13 protein-coding genes and 1 pseudogene are annotated in these 15,281 nt (G+C 66.8%); 10 read left to right on the plus strand and 4 right to left on the minus strand.

The features are described 5' to 3' along the window. Positions 1-38: 38 nt before the first annotated feature. Positions 39-716, plus strand: coding sequence for a DUF624 domain-containing protein (locus tag C563_RS0111910; RefSeq protein ID WP_043424104.1), 678 nt, complete (start codon positions 39-41; stop codon positions 714-716). Positions 717-721: 5 nt separating this feature from the next. Here the strand turns inward: C563_RS0111910 and C563_RS0111915 are convergent, their stop codons facing one another. Next, positions 722-1,459: an alpha/beta fold hydrolase gene (locus C563_RS0111915; protein WP_018762286.1), complete on the minus strand. Its 738-nt coding sequence runs from the start codon at positions 1,457-1,459 to the stop codon at positions 722-724. A gap of 73 nt (positions 1,460-1,532) precedes the next feature. Between C563_RS0111915 and C563_RS21155 the strand changes: the two are divergent. Further along, a pseudogene (locus tag C563_RS21155) lies at positions 1,533-2,228 on the plus strand (helix-turn-helix transcriptional regulator). An 18-nt stretch (positions 2,229-2,246) separates the two neighbouring features. On the opposite strand, the gene C563_RS0111925 reads toward C563_RS21155, so the two are convergent. Next, positions 2,247-4,625, minus strand: a complete 2,379-nt coding sequence (locus tag C563_RS0111925) for a glycoside hydrolase family 3 N-terminal domain-containing protein (protein WP_018762289.1) — start codon at positions 4,623-4,625, stop codon at positions 2,247-2,249. Positions 4,626-4,936: 311 nt separating this feature from the next. On the opposite strand from C563_RS0111925, the gene C563_RS0111930 reads away from it, so the two are divergent. From C563_RS0111930 to C563_RS0111950, 5 genes are read left to right on the plus strand one after another with little or no spacing between them, the layout of a single operon-like run. Then, positions 4,937-6,070, plus strand: coding sequence for a Gfo/Idh/MocA family protein (locus C563_RS0111930; protein ID WP_018762290.1), 1,134 nt, complete (start codon positions 4,937-4,939; stop codon positions 6,068-6,070). A 35-nt stretch (positions 6,071-6,105) separates the two neighbouring features. Continuing rightward, on the plus strand, positions 6,106-7,071 hold the full coding sequence (locus C563_RS0111935; RefSeq protein WP_018762291.1) for a PmoA family protein: 966 nt from the start codon (positions 6,106-6,108) through the stop codon (positions 7,069-7,071). A 2-nt stretch (positions 7,072-7,073) separates the two neighbouring features. Continuing rightward, positions 7,074-7,805 (plus strand): cupin domain-containing protein, encoded by a 732-nt coding sequence (locus C563_RS0111940; RefSeq protein ID WP_018762292.1) that lies wholly within the window; start codon positions 7,074-7,076, stop codon positions 7,803-7,805. A 36-nt stretch (positions 7,806-7,841) separates the two neighbouring features. After that, entirely contained in the window at positions 7,842-8,867 is a 1,026-nt protein-coding gene (locus C563_RS0111945; protein WP_026264725.1) for a LacI family DNA-binding transcriptional regulator, read from the plus strand. A 29-nt stretch (positions 8,868-8,896) separates the two neighbouring features. Further along, positions 8,897-9,400, plus strand: a complete 504-nt coding sequence (locus tag C563_RS0111950; RefSeq protein WP_018762294.1) for a GNAT family N-acetyltransferase — start codon at positions 8,897-8,899, stop codon at positions 9,398-9,400. Here C563_RS0111950 and C563_RS0111955 read toward each other — a convergent pair. After that, positions 9,397-9,792, minus strand: a complete 396-nt coding sequence (locus C563_RS0111955) for a VOC family protein (RefSeq protein WP_018762295.1) — start codon at positions 9,790-9,792, stop codon at positions 9,397-9,399. The genes C563_RS0111950 and C563_RS0111955 overlap by 4 nt on opposite strands. A 376-nt stretch (positions 9,793-10,168) precedes the next feature. Between C563_RS0111955 and C563_RS0111960 the strand changes: the two genes are divergently transcribed. Both C563_RS0111960 and C563_RS0111965 read left to right on the plus strand, forming a co-directional pair. Beyond that, positions 10,169-11,431: a GmrSD restriction endonuclease domain-containing protein gene (locus tag C563_RS0111960; RefSeq protein WP_018762296.1), complete on the plus strand. Its 1,263-nt coding sequence runs from the start codon at positions 10,169-10,171 to the stop codon at positions 11,429-11,431. Between the two features lie 66 nt (positions 11,432-11,497). Beyond that, a complete protein-coding gene (locus tag C563_RS0111965) occupies positions 11,498-12,232 on the plus strand; it encodes an excalibur calcium-binding domain-containing protein (protein ID WP_018762297.1) in 735 nt (244 codons plus the stop codon). 159 nt (positions 12,233-12,391) lie between these two features. On the opposite strand, the gene C563_RS0111970 is transcribed toward C563_RS0111965, so the two are convergent. Beyond that, on the minus strand, positions 12,392-13,264 hold the full coding sequence (locus C563_RS0111970) for a universal stress protein (RefSeq protein ID WP_231369882.1): 873 nt from the start codon (positions 13,262-13,264) through the stop codon (positions 12,392-12,394). A gap of 348 nt (positions 13,265-13,612) precedes the next feature. Between C563_RS0111970 and C563_RS21160 the strand changes: the two genes are divergently transcribed. Beyond that, positions 13,613-14,701, plus strand: a complete 1,089-nt coding sequence (locus tag C563_RS21160; RefSeq protein WP_018762299.1) for a TerC family protein — start codon at positions 13,613-13,615, stop codon at positions 14,699-14,701. Positions 14,702-15,281 lie beyond the last annotated feature (580 nt).

Here is a 15,281-nt window from a genome sequence, read left to right on the forward strand (position 1 = left end):
GCGGCAGCCTGCCTGCCGCGGCAACCGAAAGGCAGTTGGTGGTTCAGAAGAAAGCGGAGTACGGTGCCGGCCCCCTCTTCAGGGCGGCCGGCACCGTGGCGGGCGTGATGACGGGCTCGGCCCTGCTGGTGCTGGCCAACGTACTGCTGCCGGCGGCACTGGTGGCGGCCCCGTTCGCAGGGGCCTGGCTGGTCCTGCCGGCGCTCATTCCGGCCGGTCCGGCGCTGGTGGCGTGCATCTATGCGTTCAACCGGATGCTCACGGGGCATGAGGGACAGGTGTACCAGGACTTCATCCGCGGCTACCGGATGAATGCCGGCCAGGCCCTGCAGGTGTGGCTGCCGTACCTGCTGGTCCTGGCCGTCATCGCGGTGAACCTCGCCGGACTGCCGTCGCTCGGACCCGCAGCACCGGCGCTCCGGCCGGCGTTGCTGGTCCTCGCGCTGCTCGTGGCCACAGCGGGCTTGAACGCGCTGCTGCTGTTGTCCCGGTTCTCGTTCCGGACCCGGGACGTGTACCGGCTCTCCCTGTACAGCTTCAGCGCCCGGAAGCGGGTCTCCTTGGGCAACGCCGGCATCCTGTTCGTCACCGCCACCCTCCTGCTGATGACCACCACCTACCTGCTGCCGCTGCTCGCCGGGACCGTGGTGTTCCTGGTGTGCCTGAACTCCCGCCCGCTGCTGGCGCTGGTTGAGGAGGAATTCACTCTCGCCTGACCTCGTCAGTTTGTGCGGGACGCGGCTGACCCAATGGCTTTGGCGAGGTCGCGGGGACGGCTCCACATGGGCCAGTGCCCCGTTGGGAGGTCGATGACGTCGAGGTGTTCGACGCGCGCGACTTCTGCAAACATGGCATGCCCGGCGCGGGCGAGCTCCAGCACCTGCGCGCTCGGGATCGAACAGCACACCAGGGTGGTCCGGACCTTGTGGCGGGCATCGTTCCTGAGCTCGACGGCCTGACGAAGCACAGGCCCGGGTTCAGGGACGGCCCGGGCCCGAAAACGCTCGAGGACGTCCGGGCTCAGGCCCTCGAGGCTCGCCTGCTGTCCGAGGACATCGAAGGGCGGCAGCGGAAGCTCCGCCAACTCTTCCGGGATGCCCGCGCCGAAGGCGCTTCCAGGTGCCACAGGGCCGGAGTCGACCCACACCACTCGATGGACAAGTTCGGGGTGTCGGTCAAGGACGAGGCTGACGGGGGCGTTTGCCCCGCTGTGGGCGACGAGGATGGCGGGCTGGTCCGCAGAGGCCCCGAGCCGGCTGATGACGTCCAGGACCGCTGCGGCCTGGTCGTCGAGGGTTTTTGCCGCACGGCCGGGATCGTCCACGTCGAGGCCGGGCAGCGTCATCGCGACTGCGCGGGAGTGGTCGGTTGCCAGGTGTTCCAGCACTTCGTCCCACGCCCAGGCGCCCAGCCAGTGGCCGGCGATGAGAACGATGGGACGGCTTGAAGTAGTTGTCATGCCAATACCCTCGCAGGCGTACCGGACAAGGGTGTGTCACTATTTATGTCATGAATTTGCCAGGGGCTGAACGGTGAAGCGGGTCGAACGGCTCCATGCCCTCTCCGAGATGTTGCGCCGCAGCGGCAGGCGGGGGCTTTCCGCCGAACGGCTGGCTGCAGCGTTTGAGGTATCCGTTCGCACCATCAAGCGGGACCTCGATGCGTTGGAGAACAGCGGGGCGCCAGTATGGTCCCGGCCGGGTCCGGGCGGTGGCTACGGTTTGGCTGGAGGTGCGTCCCTGCCACCCGTCAGCCTGTCACCGGCCCAGGCCGTGGCGCTCATGGCAGCGGTGTCCGCCGCGCCTGATGCCCCCTACGCCGATCTGGCAGCAGCAGGTGTCCGAAAGATCATGGATGTCCTCGATCCCAAAACCCGGGCACAAGCGGACGAGCTGGCCCACCGCGTCTGGGTCAACGCGCTTCCCGCCTCGTCCCGCGCCATCAAATCCGCACTGGAGGAGGCGATGGCCGAGTAGCGCGTGATCCGCCTCCGCTACACGGCGGGGGACGGGACCGCCACCACCCGCGACGTCGAGCCGGTGCTGTTCGCCGCCACCAACGGCCAGTGGTACCTGGTTGGGTGGTGCCGGCTGCGCGACGCAATGCGGTGGTTCACCGTCTCGCGCATCGAGCGGGCCGTCGTCACCAAGACGGCCTGCAGCGGCCATGGCATCCATGAGGTGGGGGAACCCCCGGCTAACGCCAGGCCGGTGCATGGCCGGGGATGACATGTCCGGTCGGCACGGCTAAAGCGGGGTTACCGTTACCGGTGTCAGCATCTCCCGGTCAAAGCCCACCTCGCGGCGGTCGCCGTGCAGGATGAGTTCGTGGGTGTGGAGGTCCCGGCTGCTGGAGGTCGATACATGGAGCTTCACCAGGCCCGGGGTCACCACCCGCTTCAGCTCCACCCCGGTAAAGGAGGTCCGGTCCGCGTGCACCGTGAACTCCACCCGGGCCGCGGCGCCGGCCGCAAGGTCAACCCGGACGTAGCCAATCAGTTCACGGACAGGCCGCACCACTTCGCCCACCGGGTCCTCGAGGTACAGCTGCACCACTTCCGCCCCGTCAACCGGGCCGGTATTGGCCACCGAGCATCCCACGGTGACGGAGCCCGCCGTCGTCATCGTGGGCCCGCTGGCCGTGTGGCAGGAAAAGTCGAAGGTCGTGTAGGACAGGCCGTGCCCGAAACCGAACAGCGGTGAGGGGTCCAGTGCGCTGACGCCGGACGGCCCGGCCAGGCGGCTGTGCAGGTAGGTGCCCGGTTGTCCGCCGGAGGTCCGCGGCACGGAAACCGGCAGCTTGCCGGACGGAGTCACGGCTCCGGTCAGGACGTCCCACAGCGCCTCGGCGCCCTCCTCGCCCGGGAAGAACCCCTGCACGATCGCTCCGGCCCTGGCCGCGAAGTCGCCCAGCGCGTAAGGCCGGCCGCTGAGGACCACCACGACGGTGCGGGTGCCGGCGGCCTCGGCAGCCGTGAGGACCTGGTCCAGCATGCGGTGCTGGTCACCGGGGAGCCGCAGGTCGGCAGCGTCGTTGCCTTCGCCGGAGGTGCCCCGGCCAAAGAGGCCCGCATTGTCACCCACTACGATCACGCAGGTGTCTACCGCTGAGGCAATCCGGCAGGCTTCCAGGACCTGCGTGTCGCTGATGGCCTCGCACGTTCCGGTGGCGGCGGTCCGGATCCGGCCAAACCGCTCGGCGGCTGCACCGGCCACAGTCGGAACCCGGATGCCCATGGGCACCTCGGGATGCGATGCGCCGACGTGGGCGTCAAAGGAATAGCAGCCCAGCATGGCGAACGGGTCCTGCGCCAGCGGCCCCACGACGCCCACCGACGCCAAAGCCGCCGCCGGCAGCGGCAGGCTTGGCCCGTCGTCGTGCGCCCTGTTGGTCAGCAGCACCAGGGACTGCGTGGCGATCTCCCGGGCCAGCGCCCGGTGGGCCGCAGGGTCAAGGTCGATGGCGCCGGCAGCCAGGGCCGGGGGAGCTGGGTCGAAGTCCGGCGAGAGCAGCCCGGCTTCCTGCTTTTGCCGGAGCACCCGCAGGAGTGCGGTGTCCACCAGGGATTCGGGGACCTCCCCGGAGCGCACGCGCTCAAGCAGGGGCAGGCCGTAGCAGTTCACCGTTGGCAGTTCCACGTCCACGCCCGCTGCCAACGCCAGGGCTGCAGCCTCTCCGGAATCGGCGGCGATGCCATGCGTGGCGTTGAGGAAGGCGATGCCGAAGTAGTCCGCCACCACGGTCCCGGCGAAGCCCCACTCGTCCCGGAGCAGGGAGGTCAGCAGGGCACGGTTTGCCGCGGCGGGAATACCGTCGGTGTCCGTGTAGGCGTGCATCACGGAACGGGCGCCGCCGTCCTTGATGGCCAGTTCGAACGGCGGCAGCATGACGTCCGCGAGTTCCCGGGGGCCCATGGAGACGGGCGCGTGGTTCCGTCCGGCGCGTGAGGCGGAGTAGCCCACGAAGTGCTTGAGGGTGGCAATGATCCCTTCGGCTTCCAGCCCTTTGACGTAGGAGCTTGCCACGGTGCCCACGAGGTAGGGGTCCTCGCCAATGGTTTCTTCCACCCTGCCCCAGCGGAGGTCCCGCACCACATCCAGTACCGGCGCGAGGCCCTGGTGGACGCCCAGTTGCCGCATCTGGCCGCCGATCAAGCCGGCCATCCGGCGCACCAGCGCCGGGTTGAAGGTGGCGCCCCAGGCCAGCGGTACAGGGAAGGCGGTCGCTTTCCAGGCGGCCAGCCCGGCCAGGCATTCCTCGTGCACCTGCGCGGGGATCCGGAACCGTGAGGCGGCCATGATCTGCTCCTGCGCAGCGGCCAGCCGGCGCGCCCCCTCAAGTGGTTCCAGCGGAACCGTGCCGTACATCCGGGTGATCTGGCCGAGGCCCGCAGAAATCACGTCGTCCCAGGAACGGGCGTCGCCTGCCATTTCGTTCTGCAACGGGGCAACAGAGTCGCCTTCAGTGGAAGCATTTACCCACACGCCCACCAGCTGGGCCAGTTTTTCCTCAAGGGTCATCTGCCGCACCAGCTCCTCGAGGGACAGGTGTCCGGCGGCGGAAGGCGGCTCGACGCCCGCCGCGGGTGAGGGGAGGGCTTGCTTTTCGGCGGCACCGCTGGTCACGGACGTCTCCTAGGATCGGACGATGTTTCTAAGAAAGTATCAGAAACTTATGTTTAGTTTCTAGATCGAAACCCCTTGACTCTGGAATCAAAATCTTCCTACGGTTGAAAACAAAGCCTTGGACACGTAGCTGCAGCGAGCATCCGAAACTTCGAAGAGAGCATAGAAAGTTTCTTGAGGAGCATCGGCGATGCAGGGTCACCCGGCCGGTGCAATGCCGGGTGGTCCGGCATCATCACGGCAACCGCTTCGGGGCACGCTTCTGGGCAACGACTTCACTGCAACGACTTCACTGCAACGACGGAGAGAACATGCGCACCTACAAAGTGGCCATTGTGGGCACCGGCGGGATCGCCGCGGTCCACGCGGACAACCTGGCACGGACAGGCGGGCGCGCCGAGCTCGTCGCAGCCTGCGACGTGGACCAGGGCCGGCTGGACTCCTTTGCGGAGAAGCACGGCATTCCCGGCACATACCTCACGGTGGCCGAACTGCTCGCGGGGGCCCAGCCGGACATCGTGCACCTGTGCACCCCGCCCATGCTGCACATCGACCAAGCCATCGAATGCCTTGAAGCCGGGGTGCATGTGCTCTCGGAGAAGCCCCCGGCACTGAGCCTGGCGGACTTCGACCGGCTGGAGAAAGCCCAGGCCAAAGGCGGCGCCCAGTTCTCCTGCGTGTTCCAGCACCGGTTTGGGGATGCCGCCGCGGCCGCCCGGGAACTGATCGGGGGCGCCGGGTTCGGCCGCCCGCTGGTGGCCCGCTGCGATACCCTCTGGTACCGGCCGGACAGCTACTGGGACCTGCCCTGGCGCGGCACGTGGAACGCCGAGGGTGGCGGCCCCACCATGGGCCACGGCATCCACCAATTCGATCTCCTCCTGCACCTGCTGGGACCGTGGGAGGAAGTCACCGCGATAGCAGGCCGGCAGGCACGTGCCACGTCCACCGAAGACCTGTCCGCCGCGCTGGTCCGGTTCCGCAACGGCGCCGTGGCCACCATCGTCAACTCGTTGCTCTCGCCCCGGGAGACCTCGGACATCCGGATCGACTGCGAGTTCGCCACCGTGGAACTGAGCCACCTTTACGGCTACGCCACGGACAACTGGACCGTTACCGGCGCACCAGGCCACGAAGACCGGGTCCGCACCGAGTGGCGCAGCCGGCCGCTGGAACGCGGCAGCGGACACTCCGCCCAGTTCCTGGCCATGTACCAAGCGCTCGACGCCGGGCTTCCGCTGCCCGCCGGCGCAGACTCCGCCCGGCAGACCCTTGAGCTCGCTGCCGCGATCTACGCCTCCGCCTTTACCGGCAGGGCCGTCCGCCGCGGCGAGATCGTCCCCGGCCACCCCTTCTACGGCGGGATGGACGGAGACGGGCTGGGCACCGCCGCCCTGGATGCCACGGCCCTCAACGAAACAGCTTTCGACGCCGCCCGCGCCTGACACCCCACACCCCACACCCCAAGGAGCCTCCCGCCATGACCACCGCCCCTGCAGCCGTCCACACAGTCCGGCTGGATGTCACCGACGACGGAGCAGCCCTCACGTTTACCGCCGACGGCAAGCCCATCGCCACCTATACCTACCGGCCCACCGACCCCCAATACGAGAGCCCCCGCCCGTTCTTCCATCCGCTGACCACCCTGGGCGGAGACGACGTGACCATTTCCCGGCCCTGGGACCACGTCTGGCACAAGGGGCTCTCCTGGGCGCTCCCGAACGTGGGCAGCCACAACTTCTGGGGCGGCGCCACCTACACACGCGCCACCGAGTACGCCAACCTGGACAACAACGGCGCCATGGCCCACACCGCCTTCACCGGGATCGAGCACTCCGGCGCAGGGATCACCGCATCGGAATCCCTCACCTGGACCTCGCAGGACGGTGGCCCGGTCATTGCGGAGGACCGCCGGTTCAACGTCCAGTTGCTGGCGGACGGCGGTGCCGGCGACGAAACCGGAGGTGCCTACGCCATCCTCTTCGAAACCCGGATGGACAACATCTCCGGGGCAGAGATCCGGATCGGCAGCCCCACCACGGAAGGCCGCCACAACGCAGGCTACGGCGGTCTCTTCTGGCGCGGCCCACGGTCCTTTACCGGCGGCGAATTCCGCAACCAGGAAGGCGCCGGTACCGACGAATTCATGGGCACCCGATCGCCGTGGATCGCCTTTACCGGCAAGCACGACGTCAGTTGCCGGTCCTCCACCGTTGCCTTCGTGGAAGACGGTTCGAACCCCGGCGCACCGAACCAGTGGTTCGCGCGGTCCTCCATGTTCGCCTGCCTGGGTTCAGCACCCTTCTTCAGCGCCGAGGTCCCGCTCCGGGCAGGTGAGCCGCTGACGTACCGCTATGCGGTGGTGATCGCCGACGGCGGCGTGGACCAGGGCCGGGCCGCGGCGCTGGCGGCGGCCGCGCAAACCGCCCTTGGCAATTGGGCCTGAGTATGGGCTCAACGTTCCCGGGTGCTACCGGCCTGTCCGAGATCAGCATTTACGACTGGCCGGGGGCGGATGGCGCCGCCGGCGGATCGCCGCACGTGCACACCGCCTCCACCGAGGCGTATGTGGCACTGGCGGGAGCGGGCCGGCTGGAGACCCTTGATTCACGAGGGTTCACCACCACTGCGCTGGAGCCCGGCGTGGTTCTCTGGTTCACCCCCGGTACAGTCCACCGCGCCATCAACGATTCGGGGGACCTGAAGATCCTGGTGGTCATGCAAAACGCAGGGCTGCCCGAACACGGGGACGCCGTGATGACCTTCCCGCCGGAACACCTCACCGACCCGGCAGCGTACCGCCGCGCCGCGGTCCTGGAGCAGACTGATGCCGACACGGGACTGGCCGCAGCCGAGGAAGCCGCGCGCCGTCGTCGTGACCTGGCGCTGGAAGGCTACTTGGCGCTCAAGGACGCTGTCCTCGAATCCGGGCCGGCGGCGTTGGCGGGATTCCACGCCGCGGCCGCCCGGCTGGCGTCCGCCAGGGCCGGAGCCTGGGCCGGGCTTCTGGCAGCCGGCGCAGCCCGGCAGGCCGAGGTCACCCGGCGGCAACTGGTTTCTCTGGACACGGCGGAAAGTATCTATCTGGCGAACGCGCGAACTACGATGGGAAAACGGGAAAACCGCAGGATTTACGGCATGTGCGGCCGGATTCAGGCGTGGGAACTTTCCGATAACTAGCCCCGGGCGCGTGACCCGGGTGAAAGGGTGGTTTCCGTGGTGAGCAAACAGGACACCGGGCGCGCGACAATCAGCGAGATTGCCCGCGAGGCCGGCGTATCCGTTCCCACCGTGTCCAAGGTGCTGAACGGGCATGCGCACGTCGCCGCGGAGACCCGGGCGCGGGTGGAGGAAATCATCGCCCGCCGCGATTACGCGCGCCGCCCGGCCAAGCGCCGGCAGAAGGCCGGCCTGGTGGACCTCGTGTTTCCCGGCCTGGGCTCGGAATGGGCCTTGGAGATCATCGAGGGCGTGGAGCGGGTGGCGCAGGACGCCGGATACGGAACCGTGGTGAGCAGCCTGAGCCTGGACGGGTCCCGAATCCGGCCCTGGCTGGCAAACCTCGCGGAGCGTAAATCCGACGGCCTGCTGATGGCCGTGTACCAGCTGGACGCCAAACAGATCCAGCGGGTGAAATCGCTGGGGATCCCGGTGGTCCTGATCGACCCCGTGGGCCAGCCCGGACCGGACCTGATGACGGTGGGCGCGGCCAACTGGGAGGGCGGCTACTCGGCCACGGAACACCTGCTCAAGCTGGGGCATAAACGGATCGCCATGATTGGCGGACGCGAGGACCTGCAATGCAGCAGCGCCCGCGAGGACGGCTACATCTCCGCGCTGCGCCGGGCCGGCATTGCGCTGGACCCGGCCCTGATGGTGCCGGGCAACTTTTCCATCGAGGCCGGCGAGGCGGCCACGCGCAAGCTCCTGGAACTGCCGGACAGGCCGACGGCGATCTTCACCGGCAACGACGACCAGGCACTGGGCGCCTACCGTGCGGCGCGCTCTGCCGGGCTGCGCATCCCGGAAGACCTGTCCATCATTGGATTCGACGACATCCCCGCCGCCGAATGGGTTGAGCCGGGCCTCACCACCATCCGGCAGCCGGTGGTGCAGATGGCGGAAACCGCCATGCGTGCCCTGCTGCGGCACCTGGACGGCGACGAGGAACTGCCGCAACGGATCGAGCTGGGCACCGAACTGGTGGTCCGCGGATCCACGGCGGCCCCGCCAGCACATTAATCCGGTGCCGCCCTTATTAGGCTGGAGCGATGGATTATGTACTTCGACGGGCCACTCCGGAGGATGCCGAGGCCATCGTGTTGATGCATACAGCCGCGCACGAAGAAAGCTACGGACACCTGCTTTCGCCCGGATTCTTTGCTGAGCGGCGGCGCTCAATCCCGGAACGCGTGGCCCGGCGTCGGCCGTATCTTGAGGCTCCCCACCCGCGGATCGTCGCCGAGGACGCCAACGGCGAGATTGTAGGCCTTGCCGACGCCGGACCGCCGCGCCAGGAAGACAGCCCGTTCGCGCTGGAGCTGTACTCGATTTTCGTACTGAAGCGCGCACAGGGGAGCGGGCTGGGGAAGGCCCTGCTGGAGGCCGCCCTGGGCGGTTCGCCCGCCTATTTGTGGGTTCTTGAGGAGAACGTCAAGGCGCAGTCCTTCTACCGCCGCCAAGGCTTTAGGTTCGACGGCGGCCGCGGCAACCTGCCGCCGGAGTGGGAAAGCGTGCCGGAACTGCGGATGGTCCGGGACCGGCCCGCGGGCTAGCCGGCATTGTGGGCGTCGCGGACGGCGGGCGGGGTTTGTCCCTGCATGACCCAGCGGTTGCCGTCTGGGTCGCTGAAGTAGGCGAACAGGACGCCGCCCAGGTCCTGGATTTCGCTGATCTCGGCCCCGCGCTGCACTAGTTCATCGCGGACGGCCGGGAGGTCCGGAACCACCAGTTGAAGACCTTCCAGGCTGCCCGGAGCCATGGCGGTCATGCCGGTTCCGATCACTACCGAGGCGGCAGAACCTGGCGGCGTCAGCTGGACAACGCGCATGCCGGGGATGTGCTCCACGTCATGGTCCAGCACAAAGCCCAGCTGTTCGGTGTAAAAGGCTTTTGATTTCTCGACGTCGGAAACCGGGACCTGGACCACTTCGAGGCGCATCTGCATGCGGGCAACTCTACCTTTGCCCGTGCCAGCGGGGAACGGTCGTCCGGCGCAGGTCCATTCGCCCTCCGGCATTGTGACGCGTGGGAAGGCCGCTTCCTCAAGGTTCCCTCAAGACTGGCTGAATGTTGGCCGAGTATTCCCGGCGGCGGCAAATCCGCACGTCATGGGGCCGTAGGCTCAGCGGCATCGAGCTTTGCAGGGCTTAGCAGAAGGCCCGGCAGAAAAGGGGTGCCGACTTGCTCGGCGTCCTCATCATTGGGGAAGAATGTCCGACTACGAGACCCTCTTGGGGGCTGCTCAATCCGCGCCGGCGCCGAAGCCGCCGCGGAATCCACGCACTTCGACGTTTGCCATCGGAGTAATTACCGCCATCTTCATGCTGTTGGGCGCACTCAGCGGCGGTGTTGGAGGCACCCTGATTTTCCTCGGCATCTCCGGTGCGCTGACTGGTCTTTACGTCGTGCTCACTGGAAGGCGCTCATGGGCCTGGCTGCCGGCGAAACGCAAGGCCGGCGCCGTCGCCATAGCCGCGTCCTTCGCCCTTCTCATCGGTGGTGCCGTAGCGCTGCCCCGTGTCGCAGGCGCGGACCTTGAGGCCGCCTCCGCGGAAAGCAGGGCTACGGCGAGGGCAGCGACAGCGAGCGTCACTGCGCCGGCCGTGGCGGCGCCGTCGTCCATGCCCACTCCTACGCCCACGACTGGGGACACCGGCGAGCCGCTGGACCCGGACACCCCCAACGCCGTAGCGGCGGGCGTCTCCGCGGCAGCGCCCAACCCGCAGCCCGCCTACGAAACCAAGGCGATCGACCTGCTTGCAACGCTTGCCATCAAGGGCCGCGCGCCGAAGACGGGCTATGACCGGGCGCAATTCGGGCAGGCATGGGCGGACGTGGACCGGAACGGTTGCGATACGCGCAATGACATCCTCCAGCGGGACCTCACCGGCATCACGTTCACGAACAATGTGCCCTGCAAGGTGCAGTCCGGCACCCTCGCCGATCCGTACACCGGCACCACCATCGGTTTCGTACGCGGTTCCGCGACGAGCACCGCTGTGCAGATCGACCACGTGGTGGCGTTGAGCGACGCCTGGCAGAAGGGGGCCCAGCAGTTGACCGCCGGGCAGCGGACGGCATTCGCGAATGACCCGCTGAACCTGCAGGCGACTGACGGGCCTGCCAACCAGCAAAAGGGCGACGGTGACGCCGCCACCTGGCTGCCGCCCAACAAGGGGTACCGGTGCGAGTACGTTGCCCGGCAAATTTCCGTGAAGGCCACGTACGGGTTGTGGGTGACCCAGGCGGAGCACGACGCGATGGCACGAATCCTGGGCGACTGCACCGGGCAGCTGGCACCGACCAACCAGCAGGCGCCGCCGCCCGTCGCTGCCGAGCCGGCACCTTCCGCCGTTGCGCCTGCTCCTGCAGCTCCCGTGCCGGCTCCGGTTGCGCCGGCGCCGGCTCCGGCTGCCCCCGGTCTTGCTCCTGCTCCTGCTCCTGCTGCGCCCGCCCCCGCGGCGGCTGTGTACTACGCCAACTGCACTGCGGCGAGGGCCGCAGGAGCGGCGCCGATCTACGCGGGCCAGGCCGGATACCGGCCGGCGCTGGACCGCGACTCCGACGGCGTCGCCTGCGAGTAGGGCTCTTGCCCGGGATTCGCCGGGCTCTCTTTCCACCATCACCATCACGCATTCCTAGGGGGAATCATGAAAGAAAACATCGGGCCTGCCGCCGGCAGGTTGAAGAAGACGCTGGCCTTGGCTGTGTTGACCGGACTTATGTTGACCGGCTGCGGCGGCGGCAAGCAGGCTGCGGTGGAGCCGGCCTCCGCGGCATCGGCGACTGCCACGGTGGAAGCCTCCGTCACCGTCCCGGGAGTTGTAGGGCTGACCCTGGACACGGCGACGGACCAACTGGAGAAGCTTGGCTTCAAGGTTGACGCGGTTGACTCTGTTGACGGCAAATCGATCATCGTGAAGAAGAACTGGCAGGTGCTGACCCAGGACCCTTCCAACGGAGCCCAGGCAGCAAAGGGCTCCACGGTGCACCTTGGCGTTAAGTCCCTGGAAAAGATCGCCGCTGAAAAGGCTGCGGCCGAGAAGGCTGCAGCTGACAAGGCAGCTGCAGACGCGGCCGCGAAGGCCGCCGCCGCGAAGGCCGCTGCCGACAAAGTCGCGGCGGACAAAGCGGCATCGGACAAGGCTGCGGCTGATCAAGCTGCTGCTGCCAAAGCGGCAGCAGACCAAGCTGCCGCCGCCGCGGCTCAGCAGGCGGCGCAGGCGCCTGCTCCCGCGGCCGTTCCTGCTGCGCCGGCGCCGGCGGCATACTTCGCAAACTGCACAGCCGCTAACGCGGCCGGGGCGGCCCCGCTGTACAGGGGGCAGCCAGGTTACCGGTCGGCTCTGGACCGCGACGGTGACGGAGTTGCCTGCGAGCGTTAGAACCGCGAGCCGTGGAAGCCTTCCTTCTCGCGAAGGTTTCCACGGCATTCCTGTATTCGGTCAGAGTCGGAACACCGGCCACGCCGGATACCCCAAGCCTCGGATGCCTTTGAGTCCCTGCGTTTAGGTTGCGCGACCGGGCACCCACGTCCATCCGGATTAGGACCCGTACGCTGCCTTGGCGGCGGGCGGGCGCCGGGAAACGAGCACTGGACCCTTGGCATGGTGGAGGACGGCATGGGCCGTCGAACCGATGCTTCCCTTGATCAGTCCTTGGCCTTTCGTCCCGACGACGGTGAGGCGTGCGCCCTGGGCTGCGTGCAGGATGGCGCGGGGTACAGAGGTGTCGGTCAGGAGCTGCTGTTCGACCATAAGCCCGGGCGCCAACTCCTGCGCCTTGGCAACAGCCGAGTCCAGCAGAGCCTCGGCCGCGGCACCGGGGTCAACAGGGTCCCGGACAAGCCGGTAGCCGGCCGGAACCGTCCGGACGTGGATGATGACCAGCCGGGCTCCCGACGAGGCGGCCGCGGTGCAAGCATCCTCAAGTGCCGCGGAGGACTCCGGGTCCTCAACGGCGACCACCACGGGGCCGTCAGGGTCTTCGCCGGGCTTGATCACAGCCACGGGACACGATGCGGTGGCTGCCATCTCAAGGCTGACGGAGCCGATGAGCAGGCCCATGAATCCGCCGAGTCCGCGACTCCCGAGGACCAGCATGTCCTGGCCAGCGGAGAGCCTGGGCAGATTGACGTTGGGGCTCCCGGACAACAGACTGGTCCGGACTTCCACATCCGGGGCGGACTGGCGCGCGTGGGCGGCGCCCTCCTGCAGTGTTTTTTCCGCCGCGTGCTGGAGCCCGCTGTCCTTGATGCCGGGGACTGGCCCCAGGTTCTTCGTCAGCAGTGGCCACAAGGTGCAATGCACCAGATGGAGGGGAACCTTGCGCCGGGACGCCTCCCTCGCAGCCCACCGGACAGCCAGTGCAGCCGGCTCCGAACCGTCATAGCCCACGACAATGGTTTTGGATTCCACAATGCCCCATCCTCCGGTCCCGGCAACCACGGCGTCGTGGAATGCCCGGGTCTATTTTCTATTGCCGAGCCTGTGGCGGGCCAGGGGCCAATGTCCCTCGACGGACAGCATTGTTTGCGCTGACAGCCCTGCACCCGACCCCCAACTGCCGGCGGCGAGGTGCGGGGAAAAGCTTTTGATGCGTACCGCCGGCGTACGTTAGAATTGACGAATCAAGGGGAGTACTCCCGTCTGTGGTTGGCCCGTCAATACGGATGCAGCGAAGCATCCCGGGCCGTCAGCTCCGGATCAGTCCGGGCGGAGGAGACCTTGGCGTAATAGTCAACGCCGAACCCTTGGAGTACCCAAATGCAGGTAACACCACTGATCTGGATCATCACCCTTGCTGTGACGGTCCTCTTCTTCGTTTACGAGTTTTTCGCGCACGTGCGCAAACCCCATGAGCCTTCCATCGGTGAATCAGCGCGTTGGTCGGCCTTCTACATTGGGCTGGCCCTCCTGTTCGGAGTTGGCATCGGCCTGGTGTCCGGCTGGTCCTACGGCGGCGAGTATTTCGCCGGGTACCTCACCGAGAAGGCACTCTCGATCGATAACTTGTTCGTCTTCCTGATCGTGATGAGCGGGTTCGCTGTCCCGAAGAAGTACCAGCAGAAAGTGCTGATGATCGGCATCGTCATCGCGCTGATTCTTCGGGGCGGTTTCATCGCCATCGGCGCCGGCCTGATCGAGAACTTCTCCTGGATTTTCTACATCTTCGGTGCGTTGCTGCTCTTCCTCGCCTACAAGCAGGCTTTCGGCAGCCACGATTCCAACCCTGCTGACGGCAAGTTCATGCAACTGGTGCGCCGCGTCCTGCCGATTGCCGACGAATACCACGGCGACAAGCTCACAGTGAAGCAAGGCGGCAAACGCTTCTATACCCCCATGATGCTGACCATCATTGCGATTGGCTTTGTGGACCTGATCTTTGCCGTTGACTCCATTCCGGCCATCTATGGGCTTACCAACGAGGCGTACATCGTTTTCACCGCCAACGCCTTCGCCCTCATGGGCCTGCGCCAGCTGTTCTTCCTGATCGGGGGACTGCTGGAACGCCTCGTCTACCTGGCCCAGGGCCTCGCCGTCATCCTCGCCTTCATCGGCGTGAAGCTTGTCTTCCACGCACTGCACGTGAACGAATTGGCCTTCATCAACGGCGGCCAGCCGCTCCCGTGGGTCCCCGAGATCCCCATCTGGTTCTCGCTGCTGTTCATCGCTGCCACCATCGCCGTTGCCACGGTGGCCAGCCTCCTGAAGACCCGTGGCGACAACGGCGGGAGCGGCCGCCATTCTGTGGACGGCGGACCGGCCGCGGCATCCGCGGATGACCGGGAGGAGGATGGGCAGCCCGACGAAGACCCACGCCACGCGGCTGGCGTACCCAAGTCATCACTGTGACCCAACGCATAAGACGGAGATCCGGCCGCTAAGACGGACCTCAAGTGCCGGTGGCCCCCGAGATCCGCGCAGCTGCAAGGGTTTTGGGGCCATCGGCCGCCGGACAAGCCGGATTTGCGGTGGGGTTGGTGGGCGTGTATTGTTTTCTGAGTCGCCGCCGCTGATGCGGAAAGATAGCGGCGAAAACCCCCTTCTGAACGGCCTGGAAAATGGTTTGCTTTGTGGCGAGCCTGGTGGGTTGGGGTGGTCTTCTTCCTGGTGTGGGTCCTGAGTGATGGATTTGTGTTGGGGTGGGGGATCGGGTAAGTTTGGAAAGTTGCTCCGGAGCGATCTGCGACTGGTTTTTGGTTGTGGTGGTGCCGGGTGTGTCTGTTGTTTGAGAACTCAATAGTGTGCCAAGTTTGTTGATACCAATTGTTTTATGGATTGGTTGAATTGACTGGATCCGCCACCCCGTGGTGTGGTCTGGTTTTTACAGCTGGTTTCAAATTTTGTGCAGCCGGGTGTGGTGTTATTTCCACCTGCTTGGTTGTGTCTGTTTTACTTCAACGGAGAGTTTGATCCTGGCTCAGGATGAACG

The sequence above is a fragment of the Arthrobacter sp. 135MFCol5.1 genome (genome assembly GCF_000374865.1).
GTDB lineage: Bacteria > Actinomycetota > Actinomycetes > Actinomycetales > Micrococcaceae > Arthrobacter.

Coding starts and splice junctions, on each gene's coding strand:
- C563_RS0111915 (WP_018762286.1), bottom strand. CDS start 1,459: ATGACAACTACTTCAAGCCGTCCCATCGTTCTCATCGCCGGCCACTGG.
- C563_RS0111930 (WP_018762290.1), top strand. CDS start 4,937: ATGCGCACCTACAAAGTGGCCATTGTGGGCACCGGCGGGATCGCCGCG.
- C563_RS0111935 (WP_018762291.1), top strand. CDS start 6,106: ATGACCACCGCCCCTGCAGCCGTCCACACAGTCCGGCTGGATGTCACC.
- C563_RS0111940 (WP_018762292.1), top strand. CDS start 7,074: ATGGGCTCAACGTTCCCGGGTGCTACCGGCCTGTCCGAGATCAGCATT.
- C563_RS0111950 (WP_018762294.1), top strand. CDS start 8,897: ATGGATTATGTACTTCGACGGGCCACTCCGGAGGATGCCGAGGCCATC.
- C563_RS0111955 (WP_018762295.1), bottom strand. CDS start 9,792: ATGCAGATGCGCCTCGAAGTGGTCCAGGTCCCGGTTTCCGACGTCGAG.
- C563_RS0111960 (WP_018762296.1), top strand. CDS start 10,169: ATGCTGTTGGGCGCACTCAGCGGCGGTGTTGGAGGCACCCTGATTTTC.
- C563_RS0111965 (WP_018762297.1), top strand. CDS start 11,498: ATGAAAGAAAACATCGGGCCTGCCGCCGGCAGGTTGAAGAAGACGCTG.
- C563_RS21160 (WP_018762299.1), top strand. CDS start 13,613: ATGCAGGTAACACCACTGATCTGGATCATCACCCTTGCTGTGACGGTC.